Below are 23,730 nucleotides of genomic sequence, written 5' to 3'. Positions count from 1 at the left end.
TTTCTATCATTTTTTTAATCGTGTTTAAAAAATAAAGCCGATAAACTCATTGCGCTTCTCGACTTCAATTTAATCATTCTCATCCTGATTTCTGTCATCATATCGCATTTGTTGTCGGTAACCATACGTACTTTCTTTAATTAATTGGTCATTCAATAGTCCAGCACCAATGGCACCTGCAACAGTCGAAATAGATGCTGCGAACCATGGAATGCTAAGATATAAATCGATGCCAGCCGGCCCTTTCAAACCAACCTGTTGTCCTAGAAAATCAGCTGGTAATAATACCAGTTCAGCAATTAAAAATAACATGTAGAGAATAAAATAATAAATAATAATCGCTACAAATAGTGTCATCACAGTAGTTAAATTATATAGCCATGTAATGCGTTGATTACGACTTTGTTTTACTGACTCCCACAAATCGTGGGACATCATAATCCAAAGTAACATACCTAACACTGCAATCACTGAGATACCAAAGAGACGCCACATTGAGAATTCCATGCTCATCTGCCACATAGTAGTAAATATTAAACCAAATGCGCCTGTAGTGAAGGCAATGGCCACAATATTACTTAAACTGGCCATCATGTTAAGTGGGTTATTCGCAAAGGTCATACCACTAACTAGACGAATCATTCCCATTGACCGTGTGTTAGATAAATAGCGTAAATGATCATTGCCTGTTTCATCTAGACGCACTTCAGTTTTTTCAATTTTGGAAAATGGGAATTGTTTGTTAACAGCGTATGCGACCTCATTATGGCTATCATAGTCACTGTTTTCCGCTTCAGAATGATGCACTTCATTAATAATTGCTATAATCGCATTCTTGAAACGTTGCTTAACCGGACGCCAACCAAATGCAGGATACGAGAATACAGCCGCGCCGTTCTTCTTGTTGATATCCAATGCTAACACACGCTCGTTGTGAAACATGGGTAAATCTGTGATAGCTACAACATAATCCCATTGGCGCTGATCATGATAGTCTTGTATTTTTTTGAAAATTTTCCCTACCGATTCAGCGTAACCAGTCAGAGGATCAACCACAAGGTCCACTTTCCATTCGTGTTGGTTGTTATTCTGGTGAGACAGGATATTTGGAATATCGTCCATTAAACTTTCAGCAAGTTTCTCTGTCACACCCGGTGCGACAACTAAACCGATTGTTTTCGCTTCATTCATGCGTCATCCTCCTCTCTATGGTCTTGTTTCTTACCTTCATAGGATTCATCATTGCTTTCATTGTTTGATGAAGACTGTTCAACTTCACGATGTGATACATCTTGTGATTGTTGTGCTTCTTTCTCTTTTTCTTCTTGTTGCGCTTCTTTATAACGATGATACTGGCGATACGAATACGTAATGCGACGAATCTTCTCTTCATTCTCTACAGTGGAACCCATTGCCCCGGCTAATAACCCAAGTGAGGATACAAACCATAATAATTTTAAATAATTCACAAATGTAAAGTCAGGGTTCGCACTTGTCCAATTATTAAATAAACTCACAGGTACGAATAATGAGACACTGATGGAAAGTAATACATATAAAACAATATAATTCATCAATGTAATCATGACTAAAGTCAGTAATGTCGTTGCATTATAGGTGTAACGATATACACGTTGTGATTTCGCCGTCTTTTCTTCAAATAGTTGATGCGCATATAATAGCCATCCAGCCATCCCTAATATAGAAATAATCATGAGGACAATAAATCTGATGGTTGAATATTGAACACTTAATTCCCATGGCATCGAGAAGATGGATACGTAAGTCCCAGTGGCAAACGCAACCGAAATAATCTTCTTGAAATTAAATAAGTTCTTCCATGGCTCATTTGCGCGTGTCAAACCTAAGATAAGTTGAATCCAACCTAATATTAAGAACCGATTAATATACCGTCTCTTAGGACTATCATCTTCTCTAGGGTCAACCGCTTTAGGCTGAATAAGCGGATGCACTTTCGGACGTTCTTTCGTGTTATTGCGATATAACTGTTCGACGAGCGTTGCCATACTTTTCACTAGCTTGCGTTCTAAATCGATCCAACCTAGCGCAGGTAATGAGAGCATTGACACACGTTTCTCACTATTAAAGTCACTAATCACGACTTTATTACCGGAGATACTTGGTAAATCCGTAATACAGATGACGACATCCCATTGATATGTTTCCTTCAACTCAGCAGCTTTATCAATACTTTCATGCACATCTTCAGCAGATCCTATTAGCAAATCTACTTTGCGCTCAAAGTGCCAGTCATCCACTTCATCGATACGTTCATGCAACTGCTGTTTAATTTTAGGTATCGCATGTTCCACTAGCTTATGTGCCACACCAGGCGATGGCACTAACCCAATCGTATAGGTCATGTTGAACCTCCTTCCATTTACGATGTATTCGTTTAACGATGTCTTATTTTGGAAAGTGATTATTTCACGATGATCAAAATGATGCAATGTTCATTTTATGATAATAACAATACTTTTTACAATAAAATTAGGAGACTGGGACATAAATAATATAATAATGCTATTTAGCAAATTCGCAGTAGCTGACTGAACTGAGAAGGCACTTAAATCAAGCTTTTCTCAGTTCTAGTCATCCTTGTGGAGGTGGGCGGGGCCCCAACACCAAAAATCACGAAAGTGATTTTACAAGCTAAGCAAGTTGGGGTTACGACGAATTTAAAAAGAATTCTGTCCCACTCCCTTATTTTTTCATAAAAAAGCTGAGACACTATAAAATGTCTCAGCTTAATTTATAGCTGACTAATTTGAAAATACGCTCAAAACAGTTTTTTCAAACCTAGTCATTCATCAACGTATTCAATATTAATATTTGTAAGGATCGTTATCTTTTTTATCTTTCAATTTGTCCGCTTCTTCACGTACAAAATCTTGATCTTTCTGATTGTGTTGTGATTGTTCAAAATCACTTACATCCTTTTGCGCTTCATCTTGATATCTATCGCTACGAGAACCATATTGCGTATGGTAGTTATGTTGATCTCGGTCATGGTCCACATTGTGTTCAGAATCATGACGCGTATTTACGTAACGATTGTTATCATCACTATGATTTAAATGTTGATGGCTACCATTGTGCACATCCTCATGAGAATGTTGCTGACTATCATGATGCACATCATTATTTGAATAGTGTTCTTTAATTGCACTTTGTTCTTTAGCTTTATCTTCTTCATCTAAGATAAAGGCATTATTTTTAGCGTTAACTGCTTTATCGTCATGACGGTTATCATAGTCATGGTTACGATTGTTGTTGTCGTAGTAACCATTGTCATAAGTGTCTTTCTTCTTACCTTTTCTAACTAATAACATAATACCTGCTACAATCCAAAGGATAGCACTAATCCAGTTAGACATAATGGCAACTAGCGCTGCAATAATTAATAAGATACCTGCGATTTTAGGTTTCTTACTAATAAGAATACCACCGATGATTGCTAATACTAATGTAATCACGGCACCCCAAGTTAAGAAACTGAAGAAACTACCTAAGGCATCGAAACCTTGGTTCATTTCAGATGCAGAGAGTGTATTACCTTGATTTTGAGAGTCTCTAATCATTTGATCTTTGAAACTATCATTGCTCATTAATGGTTTAAGAACTAAGAACATGATTGCAATTAACGCTTGTAATGCAACCCCTATCCAAGTAAGAATATGTTCTACTGTGCGTTTAATTTTGTTGTTTTGCGTTTGATGCGATGTATAATCGTTTTTTTGATTAGCCATTTTTACGCCTCCTTTTTTGTTCTATACCCTTGCGTGAACTAGGTTACACTTATTTTCCAAAAAGTATAACAAATTTCTAACGCAAATATTTAATGGTATCGATTAACAATCATGTAGTAAATGCGTGAGGTAATCCAATACATTAAGGCGTAAATCACAACAATCGATATGATGACACCGACATAACTGGTCACAAACACACCAATGCGGTTCACATTGAGAATGCCTAAAACATTAAATATGATCTTGGAGGCAAAGATCACATGCATCGTTGCCACAATAATCGGTAATGCAAATATCCAGATAATTTGTTTATTAATGGTAGCTTTAATACGCGCTTTTTCAATACCCACTTGCTGCATAATTTGATAATTTTTACGATCCTCATAACCTTCTGCAACATTTTTATAATACATCATTAAGAATGTGCCTATGAATAGAATAATAGACACTACCGTTCCAATAAAGATAAGCCCACCATTGATTTCATACAAAGTAGCCGCTACATCTTTTTTATTATCAATATACACATCATAACGTTTCATGAGCGTGTGCTTTATGCGATCAAAGTCTGCAGTCTGTTTCGTCATAATATTAAAATGCAGAAACGTATTCTGGACACTATTCGTGCCATGATGATCGTTCTTATCAGCATTAACATAATAATTAGTTAATTGTTGGTATGTCTTATTGTCTGGCGTAATCACTGTTAATGCACCAGGAACTGGATATGAATAATTATGACCATTGATGTGTTTAATCTTGAAGCGATCACCCATCATTGTTGCCGTGCTTAATTTTTTAAAAGGCTGATTTAAACTTTCAAATCCTAACTCGTCTTGTTTCAACTTCACTTTCTGCGTGTTTAGCGTATTATAATCATGCTGCGTCATAATCACGAGATAGGTACCATTAATCGTCAAACTATAATCTTTATTATTACGGTGTTTAAATAGGCCTGGTTGCTGATAATCCACTGCAATGAGTGAGACTGCATTCTTTTTAAAGAAATCAACTTTAGCATGTGCTTTAATATCACGTTCTAAATGACGCACCTTCTCCTGGGTCTTCGCATTATTATGAATACTACCATTGATTGAAACTCTATATTGATCTGAGATAATGGCATCCACTTGATTCGATATGCCACGATACGTTGAAATCGTCATACCAACAGTGACAATTAAAAAGGTACATAACATCGTAATGCTCGCGAGTCCAATGGCATTCGAATTCATCCTAGATTGTAAACCTGAAATCGTAAAGAAATATTTCGGATTATAATACAAACTTGGAATGCGCTTTAACCAATCCAATAGTAAAATGCCCAACGACAAATATAAACAGTACGTCCCAATCATAACCAACCCAATGGCACCGAACAAATTATATAGCGAGCGCAAAATCATTTGATTAGAAAGGGCAATATGATAACTGCTAAATAACGTAATGATGCCAATAACGAGCAAGCTATACAGTACAAATTGTGGTAGCTTTCTTTCAGACCTCTGACGTTGAGAAATTAATTTAATAGGACTTTGGAACATGATTTTCACGTTATTAATGAAGAATAGGAATAACATCACTGCTGCTAGTAAGGCTAATGTAATAAGCATCGCTTTCACATTAAACGGATAATCCATGACTGACATACCCGTTTGATGCATCAGTTTATTCATCAGCATAAAGATTAACACACCAAAGAGATAGCCACCGATAATACTGATAAGTGAAATGAAGATATATTGATATAACATTTCAATCAGCATAATCAATCGGAAATGTTTCTTCTCCATGCCCAGTATCATATTCATCGCAAGTTCTTGCTGGCGACGTTTCATTATGAAGCGGTTCACATATAAGATAAATATGAACCCCAAGACACTCATAAAGAAATTGCCAATGCCAATAAATATCGGCAATAGCTGACTACGTTGTTGCACATATGTATTCATATTAAGTGACAGTAGAATAAATTCAGCTGCGAACATGATACCCAGTGCGAGTATGAAGGGCATAATGACATGTCGCTGCATCTTGAAATTCTGAGCAATCATCTTCCATAACAAGTGTATGGTCATATTAGTCCCCTCTTTCATTTAGAATGGCCAAACTATCAGCGATACGTTTCTGAAATGCTTGTTGCGATTCCTCTCCTCGATAGATTTCATGATACAAACGGCCATCTTTAATAAACAATACGCGTTGCGCATAAGCGGCATCAATGGTTGAATGGGTGACCATGAGTATCGTTTGTGCATGATCATTAATATCACGAAACAACGTCATAATTTGTTTAGATGTCTTTGAATCGAGTGCACCCGTTGGCTCATCTGCAAGTAATAAATCCGGTTCATTGATTAAGGCACGACCAATCGCAATACGTTGTTGTTCACCACCCGAAATTTGATATGGATATTTATTAAGCAATGTCTCAACACCTAGCTTAGCGCTCAACGATTTAATCCGTTCCGCCATCACTTTATGCGAACGATTCGCAAGAACGAGGGGCATTAACATATTATCTTGATTGGTCATCGTTGGCAGCACGTTGAAATCTTGAAAGACGAAACCAAGGTTATCACGACGGAAATGCGCAATTTGTTTATTACGTAACTTGCGAATATCTTGATTATTAATTGTGATCTGACCCTCAGACACTTTATCAAACGTGGCAATTAAGTTTAGTAACGTTGATTTACCCGAACCCGATTCACCCATAATCGCTACAAACTCACCCTTATTAACGGTGAACGAAATACCATTGAGCGCTGTCGTCGCATTCAGTCCTATACCAAACGTTTTCTTTACATTCTTAACGTCTAATAACATCGTCGTACCCTCACTTTCTTAAAAGTTCTGTTATCTAAAGTAGTCTTATTCAAGATGGCATCCTATACATTGTGCTAAGACTACTTCAAGTGCTTGATTGTTATCTCTATCATAAAACAAAAAAAGACCAACAACATTGATAATTTCTTGCAAATGTTGTTGGCTAGCTTACAATATTGAAAGTTTAATTATTTTTCGGGAAATAAATACTAAATGCGGTACCTTGATTAAGTTCAGACTGAACATCTACATGATGATGTAAATGTCGCGCTATATGTTTAACGATAAACAAGCCGATACCAGATGATTTGTCATTCAACCGACCGTTATAACCTGAATAGCCCTTATCAAAGATCTTCGGTAAGTCCGCTCGACTAATGCCGATACCATTATCACGAATGGTCAAGACGCGCTGTTGTTGATTAAACGTAATCCAAATATCCTTACCTCGAGCATACTTCAACGCATTATTTAATAGTTGTTCAATCATGATTGAACACCATTGTGCATCTGTGAGCACCTCATCTTCGCACCGTTCATAATGAATCTTAGTCTTCTGATCAATAAATTGAATCGAATATTTCATAATTAATGGCCGCACTAAATCATTAATGGATACCTTTGAAAAGGACATGTCCGTTTCCTGGTTCATTAGTTTCAAATAACTTAAGGCTAGGCTTGTATAATTATCAATTTGAATAATTTCTTGGCGTACACGATTGACGACATTCTCTTCGTTACGTTCTAATAATAATTTAGATGCTGTAATAGGCGTCTTCATCTGATGCACCCAAGTTAAGAAGTAGTTCTCCACGCTCTCTTGATACAAAGTTTGATTACTTTTAACATGTTGCAGTTCATATTCAAGATCATGAATCAAATCTTCCTTCTTAACTTCCGCTTTAAAGCCACTTAGCTGTACTAACCAGTAGATAACCATAATAAACAGTATAATTCCTGCACCTAATACATAGGCACTCAGTGGCAAATTAAAGAGAAAGAAGATAAGTAAAAACAATAGCAGAAACATCACGACAATAATAATTTCATTTAAAATCGATTTCAAAAATGCTTTCACCATCATTACGACACCTTATATCCAACATTCTTCTTCGTTTCAATTAAATCTACAATACCGATTGATTGTAATTTCTTACGTAAACGCGTCATATTCACTGCTAACGTATTGTCATCGATAAAATTCTCAGATTCCCAACACTTTTCAATTAGAGCTGTACGACTGACATACTTACCTTCATTACGAAACAGCATATTCAAAATTTGTAATTCGGTAAAGGATAATTGAACGGATTCATCATTATGGTAAAGCGTTGCTTCGTCCACAACAAGCTTGCAATCTTTGACCGTAACTTCATTATTAGAGACTGCTAAATCATACGTTCTACGTAGTAATGCTTGAATCTTAGTCACAGTCAATGATAGATTAAATGGTTTCTCGATAAAATCATCGCCACCCATTTGGATTGCCATAATTTGATCCATATTATCCGTTCTTGAACTAATAAACATGATTGGCACATTAGATGTCTTACGAATTTCTTGACACCAATGATAACCATTATATGTTGGTAAATTGATATCGAGCAACACAAGTTGTGGTTGATGTGTTTGAAACTCGTCAAGAATATTATCAAATTGTTTGGCCACAATGACATCGTAATGCCACTGCGCTAACGCTTGCTCTAAACTTTCCGCAATGACAAAGTCATCTTCCACGATTAATACTTTCATATTGCTCACCTTTCATTACACGTTTAATTTTATGCTTTATCATTATCATCATAGTCAGGATTTGAAATTTTGTTCTTTTCCTTTTCTAATTCTACATCTTTATGTTCAGTTCGCTTTTTACGCTTACGTTCTTCCATGATTGATAATGCGATAAATCCAATGATAAGTAGTGGTGATAACATAATTAATATCATCGATTGAACACCTCTATTTCTTATATTCGATAGCTACATCGTCTTCGTCTTCATTTTACAACTTTACTTATAAAATGAACATCATAAAACAGAAGCGATACCAAAATCATAACGATTTCAACGTACCGCTTCTTATACTATAACGTCTAATTATTTATGCCGATGAACATCCATTATTACTTTTTATTTAAGATGTACGTTCTAATATCCTCAATAGAAACACTATTGTATATTTGCGCTTTAGTTTCTCCTATCTTAGCCACTTTCATCATACTTCCACCATAACGCTTTGGTGAATACTGCTTCCAATAATCTAATTGTTCAAATAGTTCTTGCAATGTTGCCATATGTTTTACCACCTTTTCATAAATTTGGGTAAATAAAATAGCCCTCCTTAAATAAGAAGCGCTCACGGACATCTTCTTATCTTTCAGGAATCCCTGTTGGATTTAGCACCTCACGTCAAACGCAGTTGCTGGAGCTTCATAGGGCCAATTCCCTCCACTCACTCTTAATAAGACAAACTATTTTATTTATATGTATTATAGCTTATTAATGAACAATGTAAAAGTATAAAGCTTGCAATATTTGATAAAACTAAATATAAAATAAATTCTATACATTAATAGTTGTTTACAATTACTTAACTTAAAAATAACTTTATACTAACTGAAAATCAAATAAAATTTCTTAATATAAAGAGTGTAACAACTACACACTATACATATTAGGGGGCTTTTTTTAAAATGAGTTTCATCAACAAATTTGGTAAGACAACGCTAGCGAGTTCAATCTTAGCTGCATCCGTGTTAGGGACGACACACGTGTCATTTGCATCAGGTTCTGGTGAAGGTAATCAAGGCCAACAAGGACAAGATGAAGATTACATGGCAATAGGTAATACGAAGAATCCTAAAAACGTTATCTTCATGGTCGGCGATGGTATGGGTAAATCACACACTTCTGCATACCGTCACTTTGCAGATAATCCTGATACTAAAGAAGTTGAAAAAACATCATTCGACAAATACTTAACAGGTGCACACCAAACACATAACGATGATGAAAAAGAAAACATCACAGACTCAGCAGCTGCCGGTACAGCATTAAGTACTGGACATAAATCATATAACGGTGCAATCGGTGTAGACACAAACAAAAACAAATTAAAAACCGTGTTAGAACAAGCTAAAGAAAACGGCAAAGCAACTGGCTTAGTGTCAACAGCTGAAATTACTGATGCAACACCTGCCGTTTATGCCGCACACGTTGACGATCGCGGTAAGAAAGATGAAATCGCACAACAATTCTATAATGATAAAATCAATGGTCAACATAAAGTAGACGTCTTATTAGGTGGCGGCGCTAAATACTTCGGTAAAGACAATGGCAACCTAACAGATAAATTCCAAAAAGACGGTTATGATTACGTTACAAATAAAGATGAACTTGCAAATTCACAAAGTGATCAAGTCTTAGGTTTATTCTCTGAAAAAGATATGCCATTACAAATTGACGCATCAGCTGATGAACCAAAATTAGCTGATATGCAAGACGCAGCATTAGACAAATTAGAGAAAAATGAAAATGGATTCTTCTTAATGGTTGAAGGTGCATCAATCGATAAAGCCGCTCATCCAAACGATATCACAGGCGTTATGTCTGAAATGTCTAGCCTCGATCAATCATTCCAAAAAGCAATGGAATACGCTGAGAATCATAAAGATACATTAGTCGTTGCAACAGCCGACCATGCTACTGGTGGTTTATCAATGGGCTCAGGCGATGAATATGTATGGAAACCTGAAGCCATTCGTAATATGAAACACTCTGGTTCATACATGACAAAGCAAATTGTAGACGGTAAAGATCCCGAAAAAGTAATCAACGAAGGCTACGGCATCGAATTCCCTTCTAAACAAATGGATAAAGTGAAAGATGCGGCTAAAGCACTTAAAGACGCACAAGACAAAGCAAAAAGCGACGACGATGAAAACGTAGCAAAAGCAACAACGACATTACAAGACGCGATTCAAAAACCAATCAACGAAGCATCACATACAGGTTGGACAACTTACGGCCATACCGGTGAAGATGTAGACATTTATGCACAAGACCCAGGTTCAGAAAAATTCCGTGGCAATATCGATAATACAGACAACGCTAAAAACATCTTTGATTTCTTTAGCGATGATGTCACTTCAAATCAAAATTAATAAGAAATAAACATGATCACTTAGTTTAAAAGTAGTTATTTGTCTTTTGTATGATATGTATTTGAAAGTATATGAAGTGATCATAGTAATTAAAAAAGCACTTTGTCAATGATTAAAGTCATCGACAAAGTGCTTTCATTTAATTAAGATTTAAGTTTTCTTTTAATTTCTGTTTTACTTCATTTAAGCTATTTTTATCAGGATAGAAGTAATACAAGTTGTCATCGCCAAGCGCATTTTGACCATTGATTGTTAAACGTTCAACATTGTCTTGTGCTTTGTCATAATCAGATTTGAAGCGATTTAATTGCACGAAGCTTAAGTCCGTTTTCAAGTTATCTTGAGCAGCTTTAAAAATACCATTCAATTTTGTTACTGAATTAACAGAGAATGCTTCTCTTGCAACTGCAGTAATCACTTGTTGTTGACGTAATTGACGACCTTCATCGCCGCCAGCACCATCTTCCTTACGACTACGCATGTATGCTAAGGCTTCTTTACCGTCCATTTTGTATTCTTTCCCTTTAGTGAACTGATAAGTATTACTAGAATCTCTAGTTGTGAAAGAGCCATTACTCGTAAGTGTAACTCCACCAATCTCATCGACTACCGTTTTTACGCCATCCATATTAATAGATATATAATGATCGACTGGCACTCCCATTAAATGTTCAAGCGATTTAACAGCCATATCTGGGCCACCATAAGCGTAAGCATGATTTATTTTTTCAGTAGTTCCATGTCCAACGATTTTAGTACGAGTGTCACGTGGCACACTTACCATTACAGTTTTTTTCTCATCAGGGTTAATTGACATCAATACGATAGAGTCACTACGCTGCCCAGAATTTTCTTTTGCACGCTGTGAATCACTATCTATACCGTATAAAACAACCGTCATAGGATCTCCTTCTTTAGTAGAAGTTTTTCTTAGTTCAGAATGAGACCTATTTAGAGGCGTATTAACACTATCATTTAATGATTTAAGTTTTATAAATAAATAACCTACAACAACCGCAACCAATATAAGCAAGAAAATTAGTAATCCTACAATAATTTTAAATACTGGCGACTTCTTTTTCATTACTAATTTCCTCACTTTCTTTTTTAACGTCATAATTTTTCAGAGTCATTCCTGCACCAGTTGCTATTACAACCCATTGAAATAATCCGATTGACAATTGGTTCTGCACTAAAGTTATTTCGAATAATTGGTGAGCCAAAATTGCTATAAAGCCAGCTGCTGATAATCTAACCAATTTATTTTGACCTCTATAAACATATTTCATGAAAATAGTAAATAATATAAAAATAAAGATTATCAAACCTAAATATCCAGTTTGAAGTGCCATATTTATATATAAATTATGCGAAGATGCATTTCGGCCAATAACATCTGTGGCAACAGTATTAGGACCAAAACCAAACGTTGGTCTTAAATCAATAAGGTTACTTAATCTGCCCCAGATATCAGCACGTCCAGACATTATACTTTTACCTGTATGCTCTAACATCCAAGACTCCAGCTTCCCATATTGACTCCACCTTGGTAATTTGGGGTATAAAAAGACAATTGATCCAAATCCAATAACTATTATCAAAAATGTTATAATACTCCCTATTTTGTACTTTATAATTTTATTCCAAAACATATAAATGATTATACCTACTACAATTGATAATAGAACTGATCTAGTATCACTTGCTATTAAGAGTATGGAGGCAATAAATAGAAATATATACGGAGTAAATCTTTTTCTAGTTGTAAATATTCTCATTAAGATGAAATACATCGCTAAGAACATAAATGGTCCTAATATATTTGAATTAGGATAAATACTTGAGAATTGACGCCCTAATCCTTGAGCTATCCAAACTAAAAAGTGTAGTGAAACAAAAATTATACTTATTCTATAAATACTATGTATTACTTTTTCATTCCAATCACTGCTTGAGAAATACAAATATACACCAATACATGCAACGAACTCAAATGTATTTGTTAATCCTTTGTTACCCAAACCAATTTGAGATGAAATCAGTGAAATAATAATATAAATAATAGTCAATAATAAAATAATAGCATCAGATAATTTTATTTGTCGTCTATAAATTACTCTAAGAAAATAGAACACATTTGTAAAAGCTACAACTATACCTAATGATAAAATTCCAATTTCACTGCCATTTGCGTTTAATGAACCTATAAAAAGCAAAATAATAAGAAGGCTAATTATTACATTATTAATTATTAAATTTCTTGACTTTACTTCTTTATTATTTTTCACTTTTACTCATTCCTTTCTTTAAGGCAGTTATTCTAAATACTATTAAGTTCGTAACAATCAATTTAATTAACATAGCAATAATTGTGGCCCAACAGAAACCTTGCAAGCCATATAAATTACTACCAATAAAAGCTATCACTAAATAAATAACTCCATATCCAATTTGAATAAAGAAAATAATTCTTGAATGAATCATTCTCATTGCAAAAGGATGGAATATACTATTGAATATTTGTAAAATGCATATAATTACGACCAAATTTATTATCGCTGTTACTTTACTTATATAAGTATTATAAAGTACAAATACAACTAATAGCGAAGAATATTTTACAATGAAAAACATAGGGATACTTGCAATAATAACTCCTATATTAATTTGGACAAATCTTTTTAAATTATCATGACTATCTTTAATACTTAAGTATGAAAGTATGACATTATTCATTGGCGTAGTTACAAGACCTATCATTTTACTAGCTGTTGAGGCGATAAAGTATACATTCACTAATACTGGCCCTATTATAGGTAGTAATATAAATCTGTCTAAGTAGTTCAATATATTTATAATCACATTGATTAATGTAAAATTAACGTAGTCTTGAAGTATTCGTTTAACTTTTAATTTATTTATTATCGAACCACTCTTGATATATGATAAGAAATTTGTTTTTTTATATAAAAATATAAATCCTAAAATTTCACCTAACAAGAACACAATAGAATATAGTGGCAAAACAAATTTAAAGATTAATAAACCAATTAAATAACCAATAAACACAAATATGTTTACTAACAAGATATGTGTGTAATTTAAGTTTTCTCTGAAATACACGTTTAAATAATATCTAGATGTTAATAATAATGAAAAAATAATTAGTAAAATAAGATTCGCATCAATTTTATGACTATAGAAAATGCTTATTCCAGTGAATATAATCAAGTTAAATACCAATAAAATTAAAAACCCTCTAGTAAAAATTGTTTCACGTTCTATCTCAGAAATACCTTCTCTATGTAATAATCTGACGTTGTTCAATGTATTTCCTAAGCTAGTTGCTATAACAATTGCAATACCATATAAAACTATAAGCAAAGCAAATTGAGAATTGGTGACATCTTTATTTATTAAGGGGAAAGCAATCAATTGGATAACAACTACTACAATCAAATTAGAAATTATATTTAATGAAGAGTCTTTTAAAAATTTATTCATCATATTCACCTAAATATAATTTTTCATACAATTTACCTATATTATCCCAATTAAAATCATTTAAAAAAGTTTTATCTTTAAGATTATTTTGGAGAATTTGATAATTATCAATAATAAAATCTAATCCTTCTTTTATGCTTGTAATGTTATTTGGTTCTACTCCAATACCAAAACGTTTCTCTTCAAAATAGTTATATATCCCTTCTGATTTTGTATATAAAATTGGAAGGTTTTGACTTAATGCTTCTATGTATACTAAACCAAATGTTTCATTAAAAGAAGGCATTGCAAAAATTTGATGTTCTTTCATAATTTCAATAATTTCAAATTTGCTTTTTTCTCCTAAATAATTCAAATTATATTCTTTCTTAAGATTATTGAAATACTTCTGATCAATTACTTTTCCAATTATTGTTAGTTCACAGTTTTTATAATCATCTAGAGCAGCAAGTAAATTATGTAAATTTTTATTGCTATATATTCTTCCTATAAATAATATTTTGATATGATCTTTATTTATTGATTTGGGATATTTTGCAGGATTGTTTAACCACAACCTATCTACCCCATTCGGAATGATAATTGCGCTTCCTAATTTCATTTTTAATTTGCTATTACCTTTAAACGTAGCTAATAACTTTTCTTGATAAGAATGATTAGGAAAAATGACTTGTTGTGAATTCATAATTACTTTATAAAAAGTTCTTTTTAAATGTTTTTTATATTTTAAAGTGAAATTTATATCTGTATTCCTGATTGTAAGTATGTATGGAATATTGTACTTTTTACTTATCTTCAATGCTAACAAACCATCGTTTGTCATCGTATGAGCATGAATAATCCCAATTTGATTAAATGACACTTTATTTTTTAAATATTTATATGACTTTGATAGTCTTTTAAAACTTAAAATAGAATCTAATTTACTTAAATTTTTAGGTTTTAAAACTGTTATATCACTATTATTCTCAACTTCATTTTTAAGAGGATTATAGATAATATGCTCAAAATATGATGGCATACTTTTAATTTGATTTTCATATATTTTTGTAAAGAGAAAATTCGAATTTAGATGTAAAACTTTCATATTACTCACCTATTAAACCCTTTTTTTGTAAATCTTTTAATGCTTTTTTTGCACTATTTAAATCTTGGTTGAACCAATTTGATTTGTTGACTTGAGTAATCACTTCATTTGAAAATCTAAATTTAACTACTTTAGCCGGTATTCCAACAGCTATTGCATAATCAGGCACGTCTTTAGTAACTACTGCATTGGCCCCAATGATTGCCCCATTACCGACTTTAACACCCTGTAGTACAACTACATTAGCCCCTAACCAAACATCATTTCCAATTATTGTCTTCTCTTTATTAAGAGAGTAGTTAATTAATTCACTGCTTAGCAATTGTGATGTCGTAAAAAATTCTTTACTGTGTTCTGCTTGTCCTAATTTGACACCTGGCGCTATTGAACAGTAGTTTCCAATGTTAGCATTATTAATCATTGTATAAGGTCCTACGTAATTATAACAACCTAATTGCGCACCCTCGCTAACAAAGACACTCCATGAAAATTTATTTCCTTTACCAATTTTTCCGTATATGCCTTTTTTAAAAGAAAAAATTCTAATCAGTCGTTTTACAATCTTTTTTATCAATTTGATAGCACCTTCTATTCAGATTTAAAATCCAAAGCCACTGTTTCTAGATATTCACTAAAATCTTTGTATACTTTTTCTGCATTAAAGGATTGTTCAAATAATTCTCTAGCATTTTGAGCATGTTTTTTTTGTAATTCACTTGATTCATAATATTTATTAATCAAATGTACCAATTCCTCAGAAGATTTGTATTCATAACCACAATCGTTTTCTAACAGCAATTCTGACATTATACCTGAAACTGAAACTAAAATTGGTAGTGACGCTGATAAATATTCTCCAAATTTATTAGGTGCATTTAATCTGAAATTCATACTATCCTTATATGGTGCTACACCTATATTTGATGTTGCAATTAGTGAAGCGATTTCATCTTTCCCTACCCATCCAGGTAAAACGACATTCCTATTATCTTTATATTTATCTATAAAGTAATCATATTTTTCACCAGTACCACATAATACAAATTTAATGTTTGCGTTATTAATTTGATCAATAGCCGCTTCTAAAGTTTCTAAATCGAATTGTTTCCCAAAATTACCCACAAACGTGACAATAAAATCGTCTGAATAAAGATTATATTCTCCCCAGTATTCATCAAATCTCCTATTGTAGTAACTTAAATCAAACTTAGGGTAAGCTGTGTGGAAATGCTTATCGTATTTTCTTGGCTTTAACCTGCTTATTTTTAAACCATAGTTTATAAACCCATTTGTAACTCCTGTCACTGCAGTACTATTTTTTAGTACATCACTTAGACTTTGTTTAGATTTATCAACCAATAATTTTATAATTGGATGTGAAATCCTAGGTGTTACTTCATAATAAATTTCTGGCCATAAGTCTCTAATGTCGATTATAAACGGAACGCTATTTTTCTTCGAATATTCTTTAACTTTTAACGCAACTTCAATTGGTGACATAGTGCATAAAATTAAGTCAGGTCTTTCGAGATTTTCTGCATAGTGTTTAAATTTTTGTCCAAACGCTTTGAAATGCAAAAATCTTTTTAAAGAAACATTCTTTTTATAGCCTTTTGTAGAAAGTAACAATAATTTTGATCTGTTATATAAATTCTGTACTTTATCTTCTTCTGAGCGAAATTTTTTATTATAATGATCGAAGTTTGAAGAAAACCAGACCACTTTATGACCTTGTTGATCTAAGATACGTGTTAAATTACCCATACGTCTTAATCTAACATTATCACTATCAGTTGGTAATGGTTCACCATCAGATACTATCCATATTTTCATTTTATAACCACCTTCAAGTTATACAATAACAATCTCAATTTCTTTTATTAACTCCTCACATAATTCTAAAGCCTTATCAGAATCGTCAGCTTGGCATATAATATGACCGATTCGACTCGTACTACTGTTTGCTTCTCCTAAAACATCCCCCACTTTGGCTGTTAAGCCAACTTCAATAACTTGTGGATGATTTAATATATGTTCAGGAATGTTTGCTGTTTTTAATACACCGGGTTTACTTTGAATAAAATGAACTGCACACCCTTTATTCAAATGGTCTTTTAAATTAGCTAGAGGTTCACCAACACTTTGCTTTAAGTATGCTTCTATAATATCAATACCTGTTGCGTATTTTACTAAATGACTCGTTATGAAGTCTCCACCTAAGCGTGCTCCAATTTCTACAATTTTAGGTCCTTCAGAAGTAACCATGATTTCAGTATGAGAAGGGCCGCTTTCAATTGATAAAGCTTTGTTCGCTGCAATGGCTACTTTCTCTATGTCAGATTTGATTATTTCGCTTTTGTTACTCTGAATTTTGTGAGCATGCTCAATAAAATGAGGTGCTCCTGTTGTAATTTTATCAGTAATAGCTATTACGTGAGTTTCACCATTTACTGTTAAAGTTTCCACTGAGACCTCTTCACCTTGCATATATTCTTCAACTAAAATTGTTTTTGACTTAGAATTCTTCAATGCATGTTGATAAGCAATTTTAGCTTTATTATCATCTTCTAATAAAAAAATCCCTCTACTACCAGAAGAATCTATAGGTTTTACGATTTTTTTCCCTTTTATTTTAGAGATAGCTTTAAAATATTCATTTTCACTATCAACTAAAAAATATTTTGGTACAGGAACGCCAAAATTAAATAAAGCTTCTCGCATTTTATACTTATCAGTTGCTTTTAGAGCTGTTTCATAACTTACTGTATTGAAATTAAATTTTTCACCTATATAGCCAATTGATCTCATTGGCATATCTGTGGCGGCAGTTACAATACCATCTGGTTTTTCCTTTTCAACAACTTCGATTAATGCTTCTGTGTCAATTGTACTAACAACATATTTTTTATCAGCATATTTAAACCCTTCTGCTTCTGGATTCATATCCGCTACTACAGTGTAATAGCCTAAATTTTTAGCAGTTTTAATTATTGGTATTTGTAAGAAACTGGCTCCAAGAATGATTACTTTTTTCATAGATAAAACCTCATCATTCATTTATTTTCGACATAATTATCTTGTCATAATATTTTCCATCTTGAAATTTACTCTGTCTTAAAATTCCATCTTGCTTAAATCCTAAACGCTCATAAGTTTTTGTTGCGTTCTTATTGTAAGCAAAGACCTCTAAATATAACATGTGCAAGTTCAAATTATTAAAAGCAAATTTTATAATTAATTCAAGAGCTTGAGTGCCATAACCTTTTCCCCAATATTCTTCATCGCCAATATAAATAAACAACTCTGAATTTCGGTTTACCCAATCTAAATTTTTAAAGCCCACAATACCGATCGATTTTTCATTATCTAAATCAATTACAAACATTCTATTGTCTTTTTCTAACATTCTATTTTGAAACCAATTTTCATGTTCTAATTCGGTAATAGGATAAACTGTACCTATTAGATACCTTAATTTTTCATTTTTCATCCAATTTAAAATTAGGTTACTGTCACTCTTCTTTAAAGCTCTTAAATTAATTTGAGACACTTGTTATCTCTCCTTATTATTTATATTACTTCTTTTTAAAACACTTAAAATTGTTTTCCATATAATTATGAAGTCGAACTTGAATGATACATGATCCACATAATAAACATCATTTTTAAACTTATATTCTTGCGGTATTGAATTTCTAAAAAATGCTTGATTATATCCTGTTATACCAGGCTTCACTTCAAGTTTTCTAGATTCGTCATCCTTATAAATATTGAGTGCTTCTGGAGTATCCGGGCGTGGCCCAACTATGCTCATATCTCCTTTTATGACATTTAGTAATTGTGGAATTTCATCAATACTTGTTTTTCTAAGAATATTACCAACTTTGGTAATTCGACTGTCATTTTCTGAATTGTAAGTAGATCCGTCAGTATTTCTTATATCAGGTGCATTCATTTTCATTGATCTGAATTTATACATTAAAAATTTAGATTTATCTTTCCCTAACCGATAACTTTTATAAAACACAGAACCTTTATCATCTAACTTAATTAAAACTGATGTACCAACTATAACCGCACCAACAACAGGCATTGCAGACAACGATAATGCTAAATCAAAAATACGTTTATAATGATGTTTATAATTCATTAGTAGACCACCTCATCTATTATATCTGCGAATGCAGTTGCTACATATTTAGCGTCTTCATCAGTTATTTGCAAATGCAATGGTAAAGTTATTTCATTCACAAATTGATTGTAAGCGTTTGGATAATTTTTAATATCAAATCCTAAATCTTTATACGCTGTTAGCAAAGGTAACGGTTTGTAATGAACATTCGTGGCTATTCCTTTTTCAGCCATTTTTTCAATTACCTTATTACGTTGTTCCGCAGTCATATTTTTTACTCTAGTTAAATACAAATGCCCAGATGAATATCTGTCAGATTCATAATGATTTAGTATATCAATTTTACTTGAATCTAAAATTTCATCATAAATAGTTATAATTTCTTGTCTTCTTTTTAAAATTTGCTCATATCTATCCAATTGAGTAATTCCAACTGCAGCCTGAATATCTGTCATATTACATTTATATAATGGTGCTACAATATCATATTCCCAATTACCTGCTTTGTTCTTAGCTAATGCGTCTTTGGACTGACCATGTAGACTTAAAAGCATATATTTTTTATAAATTTCGTCATCATTTAAAGTTTCATTTTCTTTCCATGTAACTGCACCACCTTCACCCGTGGTTAAGTTTTTAACCGCATGGAATGAAAAACATGTAAAATCTGCAATATTACCGATTGAAACATTTTGGACTTTTGCACCAAATGAATGTGCACCATCAGCTATAACTATTACTCTGTTAAATCCTTTTTGAATTTCATTTTCAGGATTAAACAAATCTTTCTTACGCTCGACCACATCAAAAATAGCATCATAATTTACCGGCTTTCCTGCAATATCAACAGGTATTATGGCTTTTGTCTTTTCAGTAATATAATTTCCTAAAGATTCATAATCCATCTCATATGAATCTTTAGATGTATCAACCATTTTGATAGTAGCACCTGTATGAGCTACTGAAGAAGCAGTTGCAGTGTAAGTATATGCAGGAACGATAACTTCATCACCTTTACCGATACCTAGAACTCTAAGTGTCATTTCTAGGGCTGCCGTACAAGAATTTAAGGCAACTGTTCTTGAACTTCCTACAAATTTAGTGATTTCCTTTTCGAATTGTTTTGTTTTAGGCCCAGTAGTAATCCAACCAGATTTAAGTACTTCAACTACACTATCTATGTCTGTTTGGTTGATAGAGGGAGGTGAAAAAGGAATATTTTTTTAGTCATAATTTCACTCCATTCATTTAATTATAGTGACCAATAAGAAATTTGATTACTTTCATAAGTTTTGAATCTATTTTTCAAATCTACAATAATTGAATGTTTATCATTTAATAATTCTAAGAATTTTTGATCCTCTAACTCTTTAAATTGTTTATGATCTACTGAGTAAACCATCACATCAATTTTGAAATCAATACTGTCGATAGAAGAAGTGTAACTAGCTTTAATATTTTCCATTTCTGGTTTGAATGCATCCATATAAGGATCAACTACTAAAGGTTCTATGCCATATTCATTTAATTCTTCAATCATATTTATTATTTTTGAGTTTCTAAAATCTGGAGTATTTTCTTTAAATGTAAGGCCAAATACAACAACTTTAGGGTCGTTTGCCATTTTATTTTTAACTAATTGTTTAATTAAGTTTTCACCTACAAAAGTAGACATAAAATTATTTATTTTTCTACCAGCTGCAATAATTTGTGAATGGAATCCCACATTTTCAGCTTGATAAATGAAGTAATATGGATCTACACCTATACAGTGTCCTCCTACTAGCCCCGGAGTAAATCCTAATGCATTCCATTTTGTATTCATAGCTTCTATAACATCAAAAGTATTAATATTCATGCGATTAAATACTTGAGATAATTCATTCATAAAAGCAATATTGATGTCTCTTTGACTATTTTCAACTACTTTAGCACTCTCCGCTACTTTAATACTTGGCGCTTTATGGATACCAGCTTCTATAACAGCTCCATAAATAGTAGAAATAGTTTCAAGTGCTTCTTCATCTATACCTGAAACAATTTTCACTATATTTTTTACTGTGTTTTTCTTATCACCTGGATTAATTCTTTCAGGAGAATATCCAACTTTAAACTCTTCAATGCCCTTTAAACCAGATACTTTTTCTAATAATGGTAAACAAATATCTTCAGTAACACCTGGATAAACAGTAGATTCGTAAACCACAATATTTCCTTTAGATAAATACTTACCAACTGTTTTAGTCGCTCCTTCAACAGGTGCAAGGTTAGGTGTATTATCTTGCTTAATTGGTGTTGGCACTGTAACTATGTAAAAATCCACATCTTTTAAATCATTTTCATCTGATGTGAATTTCATAGTTGTACTTTTAAGCTTTTCTGATCCAACTTCATCAGTTGGATCTATATTATTATTATAATTCTCAATTTTTTTAGCATCTATATCAAAGCCAACAACTTCAAATTTTTCAGCAAATGCTACTGCTAAAGGCATACCAACATAACCTAATCCAATTACACCAATCTTAGTATTATTATTCATTATTTTTACCATCCTTTTTATTATTAGCAAAATCGATTAAAAACTGTTTATCAAAGTTTTCTTGTAGTTTACATATAATATCATTTAATTCATTCTGATTATATGTAGTAACTTTGCCTCTATAAATTTTTTCATAAACCTGTTCAGGGTGAATTTCATCTTCATTCAATAATTCTTCATATAATTTTTCACCTGGTCTTATACCGGAAAATTTAATTCCAATTTCTTCCTCGGATTTTCCACTTAAACGAATTAAATTTCTAGCTAAATCAATTATCTTAACTGGTTCTCCCATATCTAAAACAAATACTTCTCCACCCTTTGCCAATGCTCCTGCTTGTAATACAAGACGAGAGGCTTCAGGAATAGTCATGAAGTATCTTGTCATATCAGGATGAGTTACTGTTACTGGGCCACCAGCTTCAATTTGTTTTTTAAATAGTGGGATAACAGATCCACGAGACCCTAAAACATTCCCAAACCGAACTGCTACGAAATCAGTATTCCCATGCTCATCATTTAATCCTTGAACTACCATTTCTGCCATTCGTTTAGAAGCTCCCATTACGTTAGGAGGGTTAACTGCTTTATCAGTAGATACCATTACAAACTTTCTAGCATTTGCAATTTTCGCTGCAGTAGCTACATTTTTAGTTCCCAAAACATTATTTTTGAAAGCTTCCTCCGGATTATATTCCATTAATGGCACGTGTTTATGCGCTGCTGCATGATAAACAGCATAAGGTTTAAATTCATCCATAATTTTTTGAATTCGTTCGCCATTTTGTATGTCAGCTATAATTGGGATTATTTCAATCCTACCTCTATAAAGACTTAATAATTCTTGATGTATTAAATAAATGCTATTTTCTCCGTGACCAACTAATAAAAGTCTTTCTGGTTCAAATTTAGATACTTGTCTACAAATTTCAGATCCTATTGAACCTCCAGCACCAGTTACCATTATTGTCTTATGAGTAAGTTCTTTTGAAATCATAGCCATATCAAGTTCAACAGGTTCTCTCCCCAATAAATCTTCAACTTCTACTTTTTTCAGTTGATTTACTTCCAATTCACCTGACAAAACATGTTCAATACTAGGCATTTTAAATAACTCTATGCCCGTACTATTACAAATATTGTTTATTTCTTTTAAGCGCTCTGCCTTCAATGTAGGAATTGCAATAATAATTCTTTTGATTCGATATCTGTTAACTAAAGATGGAATATCTTCAATATTACCTTGTACTTTAACTCCACCAGCAATTGTTAATTTTCGCTTTTGAGGATCATCATCAACTGCAAGTACAGGTTCAAGTCCCATATCGGGGCTTCTTAACATTTGTCTAATCAGCAAAGAACCACCTTGTCCTGCCCCTACGATTAAGGTTGGTTTTTTCTTATAATCTTTCCCGTTAATATATCTCTTAGTTATTCTAAAAGATATTCTAAATCCACCAATTAAAATAAGATGCATCATCCAAGTAATAAGATATAATCTCATAAAAGGAGGGTGTCCTGTGAATATTGGCACTGTTAATATAGTTACTATTATTGAACATGTTACTGATTCAACGATCAAAAGTAATTCATTAACACTCGCGTACTCCCATGCTCTGTGATAAAGATTAAATATGTATGCAAAAACATGATGAGATAACAATAATATTATGGAAGTTAAAAGGCTCTATAATAAATTGG

Annotated in this window: 21 protein-coding genes, 1 pseudogene and 1 riboswitch; of the genes and pseudogenes, 1 reads left to right on the top strand and 21 read right to left on the bottom strand. The window is 32.7% G+C overall.

Translation table 11 applies throughout. The features are described from left to right. Positions 1-69: 69 nt before the first annotated feature. The 9 genes from KA828_RS01660 to KA828_RS01620 form a co-directional block, all read right to left on the bottom strand. Positions 70-1,191, bottom strand: coding sequence for a 5,10-methylene-tetrahydrofolate dehydrogenase (locus KA828_RS01660; RefSeq protein ID WP_075109301.1), 1,122 nt, complete (start codon positions 1,189-1,191; stop codon positions 70-72). After that, on the bottom strand, positions 1,188-2,384 hold the full coding sequence (locus KA828_RS01655) for a 5,10-methylene-tetrahydrofolate dehydrogenase (RefSeq protein ID WP_210125289.1): 1,197 nt from the start codon (positions 2,382-2,384) through the stop codon (positions 1,188-1,190). Before KA828_RS01655 ends, KA828_RS01660 begins: the two co-directional genes overlap by 4 nt. 462 nt (positions 2,385-2,846) lie before the next feature. Continuing rightward, positions 2,847-3,770, bottom strand: a complete 924-nt coding sequence (locus KA828_RS01650; RefSeq protein WP_210125288.1) for a DUF4064 domain-containing protein — start codon at positions 3,768-3,770, stop codon at positions 2,847-2,849. Between the two features lie 89 nt (positions 3,771-3,859). Further along, positions 3,860-5,851, bottom strand: a complete 1,992-nt coding sequence (locus KA828_RS01645) for an FtsX-like permease family protein (RefSeq protein WP_210125287.1) — start codon at positions 5,849-5,851, stop codon at positions 3,860-3,862. Between the two features lies 1 nt (position 5,852). Beyond that, a complete protein-coding gene (locus KA828_RS01640) occupies positions 5,853-6,602 on the bottom strand; it encodes an ABC transporter ATP-binding protein (RefSeq protein ID WP_210125286.1) in 750 nt (249 codons plus the stop codon). Between the two features lie 184 nt (positions 6,603-6,786). Further along, complete coding sequence (locus KA828_RS01635) at positions 6,787-7,683, bottom strand: sensor histidine kinase (RefSeq protein WP_210125285.1); 897 nt, start codon at positions 7,681-7,683, stop codon at positions 6,787-6,789. A 2-nt stretch (positions 7,684-7,685) separates the two neighbouring features. Continuing rightward, complete coding sequence (locus KA828_RS01630; RefSeq protein WP_070855216.1) at positions 7,686-8,354, bottom strand: response regulator transcription factor; 669 nt, start codon at positions 8,352-8,354, stop codon at positions 7,686-7,688. A 29-nt stretch (positions 8,355-8,383) separates the two neighbouring features. After that, entirely contained in the window at positions 8,384-8,548 is a 165-nt protein-coding gene (locus KA828_RS01625; protein WP_178377493.1) for a hypothetical protein, read from the bottom strand. 176 nt (positions 8,549-8,724) lie between these two features. After that, the gene (locus KA828_RS01620) at positions 8,725-8,895 is read right to left on the bottom strand and encodes a hypothetical protein (RefSeq protein ID WP_210125284.1); all 171 of its coding nucleotides are present in this window, start codon (positions 8,893-8,895) and stop codon (positions 8,725-8,727) included. Positions 8,896-8,968: 73 nt separating this feature from the next. Beyond that, positions 8,969-9,069: riboswitch (SAM riboswitch) on the bottom strand. A gap of 225 nt (positions 9,070-9,294) precedes the next feature. Between KA828_RS01620 and KA828_RS01615 the strand changes: the two genes are divergently transcribed. Then, positions 9,295-10,764 (top strand): alkaline phosphatase, encoded by a 1,470-nt coding sequence (locus KA828_RS01615; RefSeq protein WP_210125283.1) that lies wholly within the window; start codon positions 9,295-9,297, stop codon positions 10,762-10,764. Between the two features lie 139 nt (positions 10,765-10,903). On the opposite strand, the gene KA828_RS01610 is transcribed toward KA828_RS01615, so the two are convergent. From KA828_RS01610 to KA828_RS01555, 12 genes and pseudogenes are all read right to left on the bottom strand, one after another. After that, on the bottom strand, positions 10,904-11,848 hold the full coding sequence (locus tag KA828_RS01610) for an LCP family glycopolymer transferase (RefSeq protein WP_245336018.1): 945 nt from the start codon (positions 11,846-11,848) through the stop codon (positions 10,904-10,906). Further along, a complete protein-coding gene (locus tag KA828_RS13330; protein ID WP_070855213.1) occupies positions 11,823-13,052 on the bottom strand; it encodes an O-antigen ligase family protein in 1,230 nt (409 codons plus the stop codon). The genes KA828_RS01610 and KA828_RS13330 overlap by 26 nt, the downstream gene beginning before the upstream one ends. Beyond that, positions 13,042-14,268 carry an MATE family efflux transporter gene (locus KA828_RS01600; protein WP_210125281.1) on the bottom strand — a complete coding sequence of 409 codons (1,227 nt, stop codon included), beginning with the start codon at positions 14,266-14,268 and terminating at the stop codon, positions 13,042-13,044. Before KA828_RS01600 ends, KA828_RS13330 begins: the two co-directional genes overlap by 11 nt. Next, positions 14,261-15,355: a glycosyltransferase family 4 protein gene (locus KA828_RS01595; RefSeq protein WP_210125280.1), complete on the bottom strand. Its 1,095-nt coding sequence runs from the start codon at positions 15,353-15,355 to the stop codon at positions 14,261-14,263. The genes KA828_RS01600 and KA828_RS01595 overlap by 8 nt, the downstream gene beginning before the upstream one ends. 1 nt (position 15,356) lies before the next feature. Continuing rightward, positions 15,357-15,929, bottom strand: coding sequence for a CatB-related O-acetyltransferase (locus KA828_RS01590; protein ID WP_204194270.1), 573 nt, complete (start codon positions 15,927-15,929; stop codon positions 15,357-15,359). Positions 15,930-15,943: 14 nt separating this feature from the next. Further along, on the bottom strand, positions 15,944-17,188 hold the full coding sequence (locus KA828_RS01585) for a glycosyltransferase family 4 protein (protein ID WP_210125279.1): 1,245 nt from the start codon (positions 17,186-17,188) through the stop codon (positions 15,944-15,946). Positions 17,189-17,206: 18 nt separating this feature from the next. After that, positions 17,207-18,391, bottom strand: a complete 1,185-nt coding sequence (locus KA828_RS01580; protein ID WP_210125278.1) for an ATP-grasp domain-containing protein — start codon at positions 18,389-18,391, stop codon at positions 17,207-17,209. Between the two features lie 13 nt (positions 18,392-18,404). Then, the gene (locus KA828_RS01575; RefSeq protein WP_210125277.1) at positions 18,405-18,905 is read right to left on the bottom strand and encodes a GNAT family N-acetyltransferase; all 501 of its coding nucleotides are present in this window, start codon (positions 18,903-18,905) and stop codon (positions 18,405-18,407) included. 3 nt (positions 18,906-18,908) lie between these two features. Next, entirely contained in the window at positions 18,909-19,505 is a 597-nt protein-coding gene (locus KA828_RS01570) for a sugar transferase (protein WP_210125276.1), read from the bottom strand. After that, positions 19,505-20,704, bottom strand: coding sequence for a DegT/DnrJ/EryC1/StrS family aminotransferase (locus tag KA828_RS01565; RefSeq protein ID WP_210125297.1), 1,200 nt, complete (start codon positions 20,702-20,704; stop codon positions 19,505-19,507). The genes KA828_RS01570 and KA828_RS01565 overlap by 1 nt, the downstream gene beginning before the upstream one ends. A 35-nt stretch (positions 20,705-20,739) precedes the next feature. After that, positions 20,740-22,029 carry a nucleotide sugar dehydrogenase gene (locus KA828_RS01560; RefSeq protein ID WP_210125275.1) on the bottom strand — a complete coding sequence of 430 codons (1,290 nt, stop codon included), beginning with the start codon at positions 22,027-22,029 and terminating at the stop codon, positions 20,740-20,742. After that, positions 22,022-23,713 (bottom strand): annotated as a pseudogene (locus KA828_RS01555) (polysaccharide biosynthesis protein); the annotation flags it as partial. The gene KA828_RS01560 and the pseudogene KA828_RS01555, both read right to left, overlap by 8 nt. Positions 23,714-23,730: the final 17 nt, after the last annotated feature.

The organism is Staphylococcus sp. GDY8P85P, assembly GCF_017892405.1.
Classification (GTDB): Bacteria; Bacillota; Bacilli; order Staphylococcales; family Staphylococcaceae; genus Staphylococcus; species Staphylococcus borealis.
Note: the sequence above shows the minus strand (reverse complement) of the source record. Positions and strands in the feature narration are given on the sequence as shown.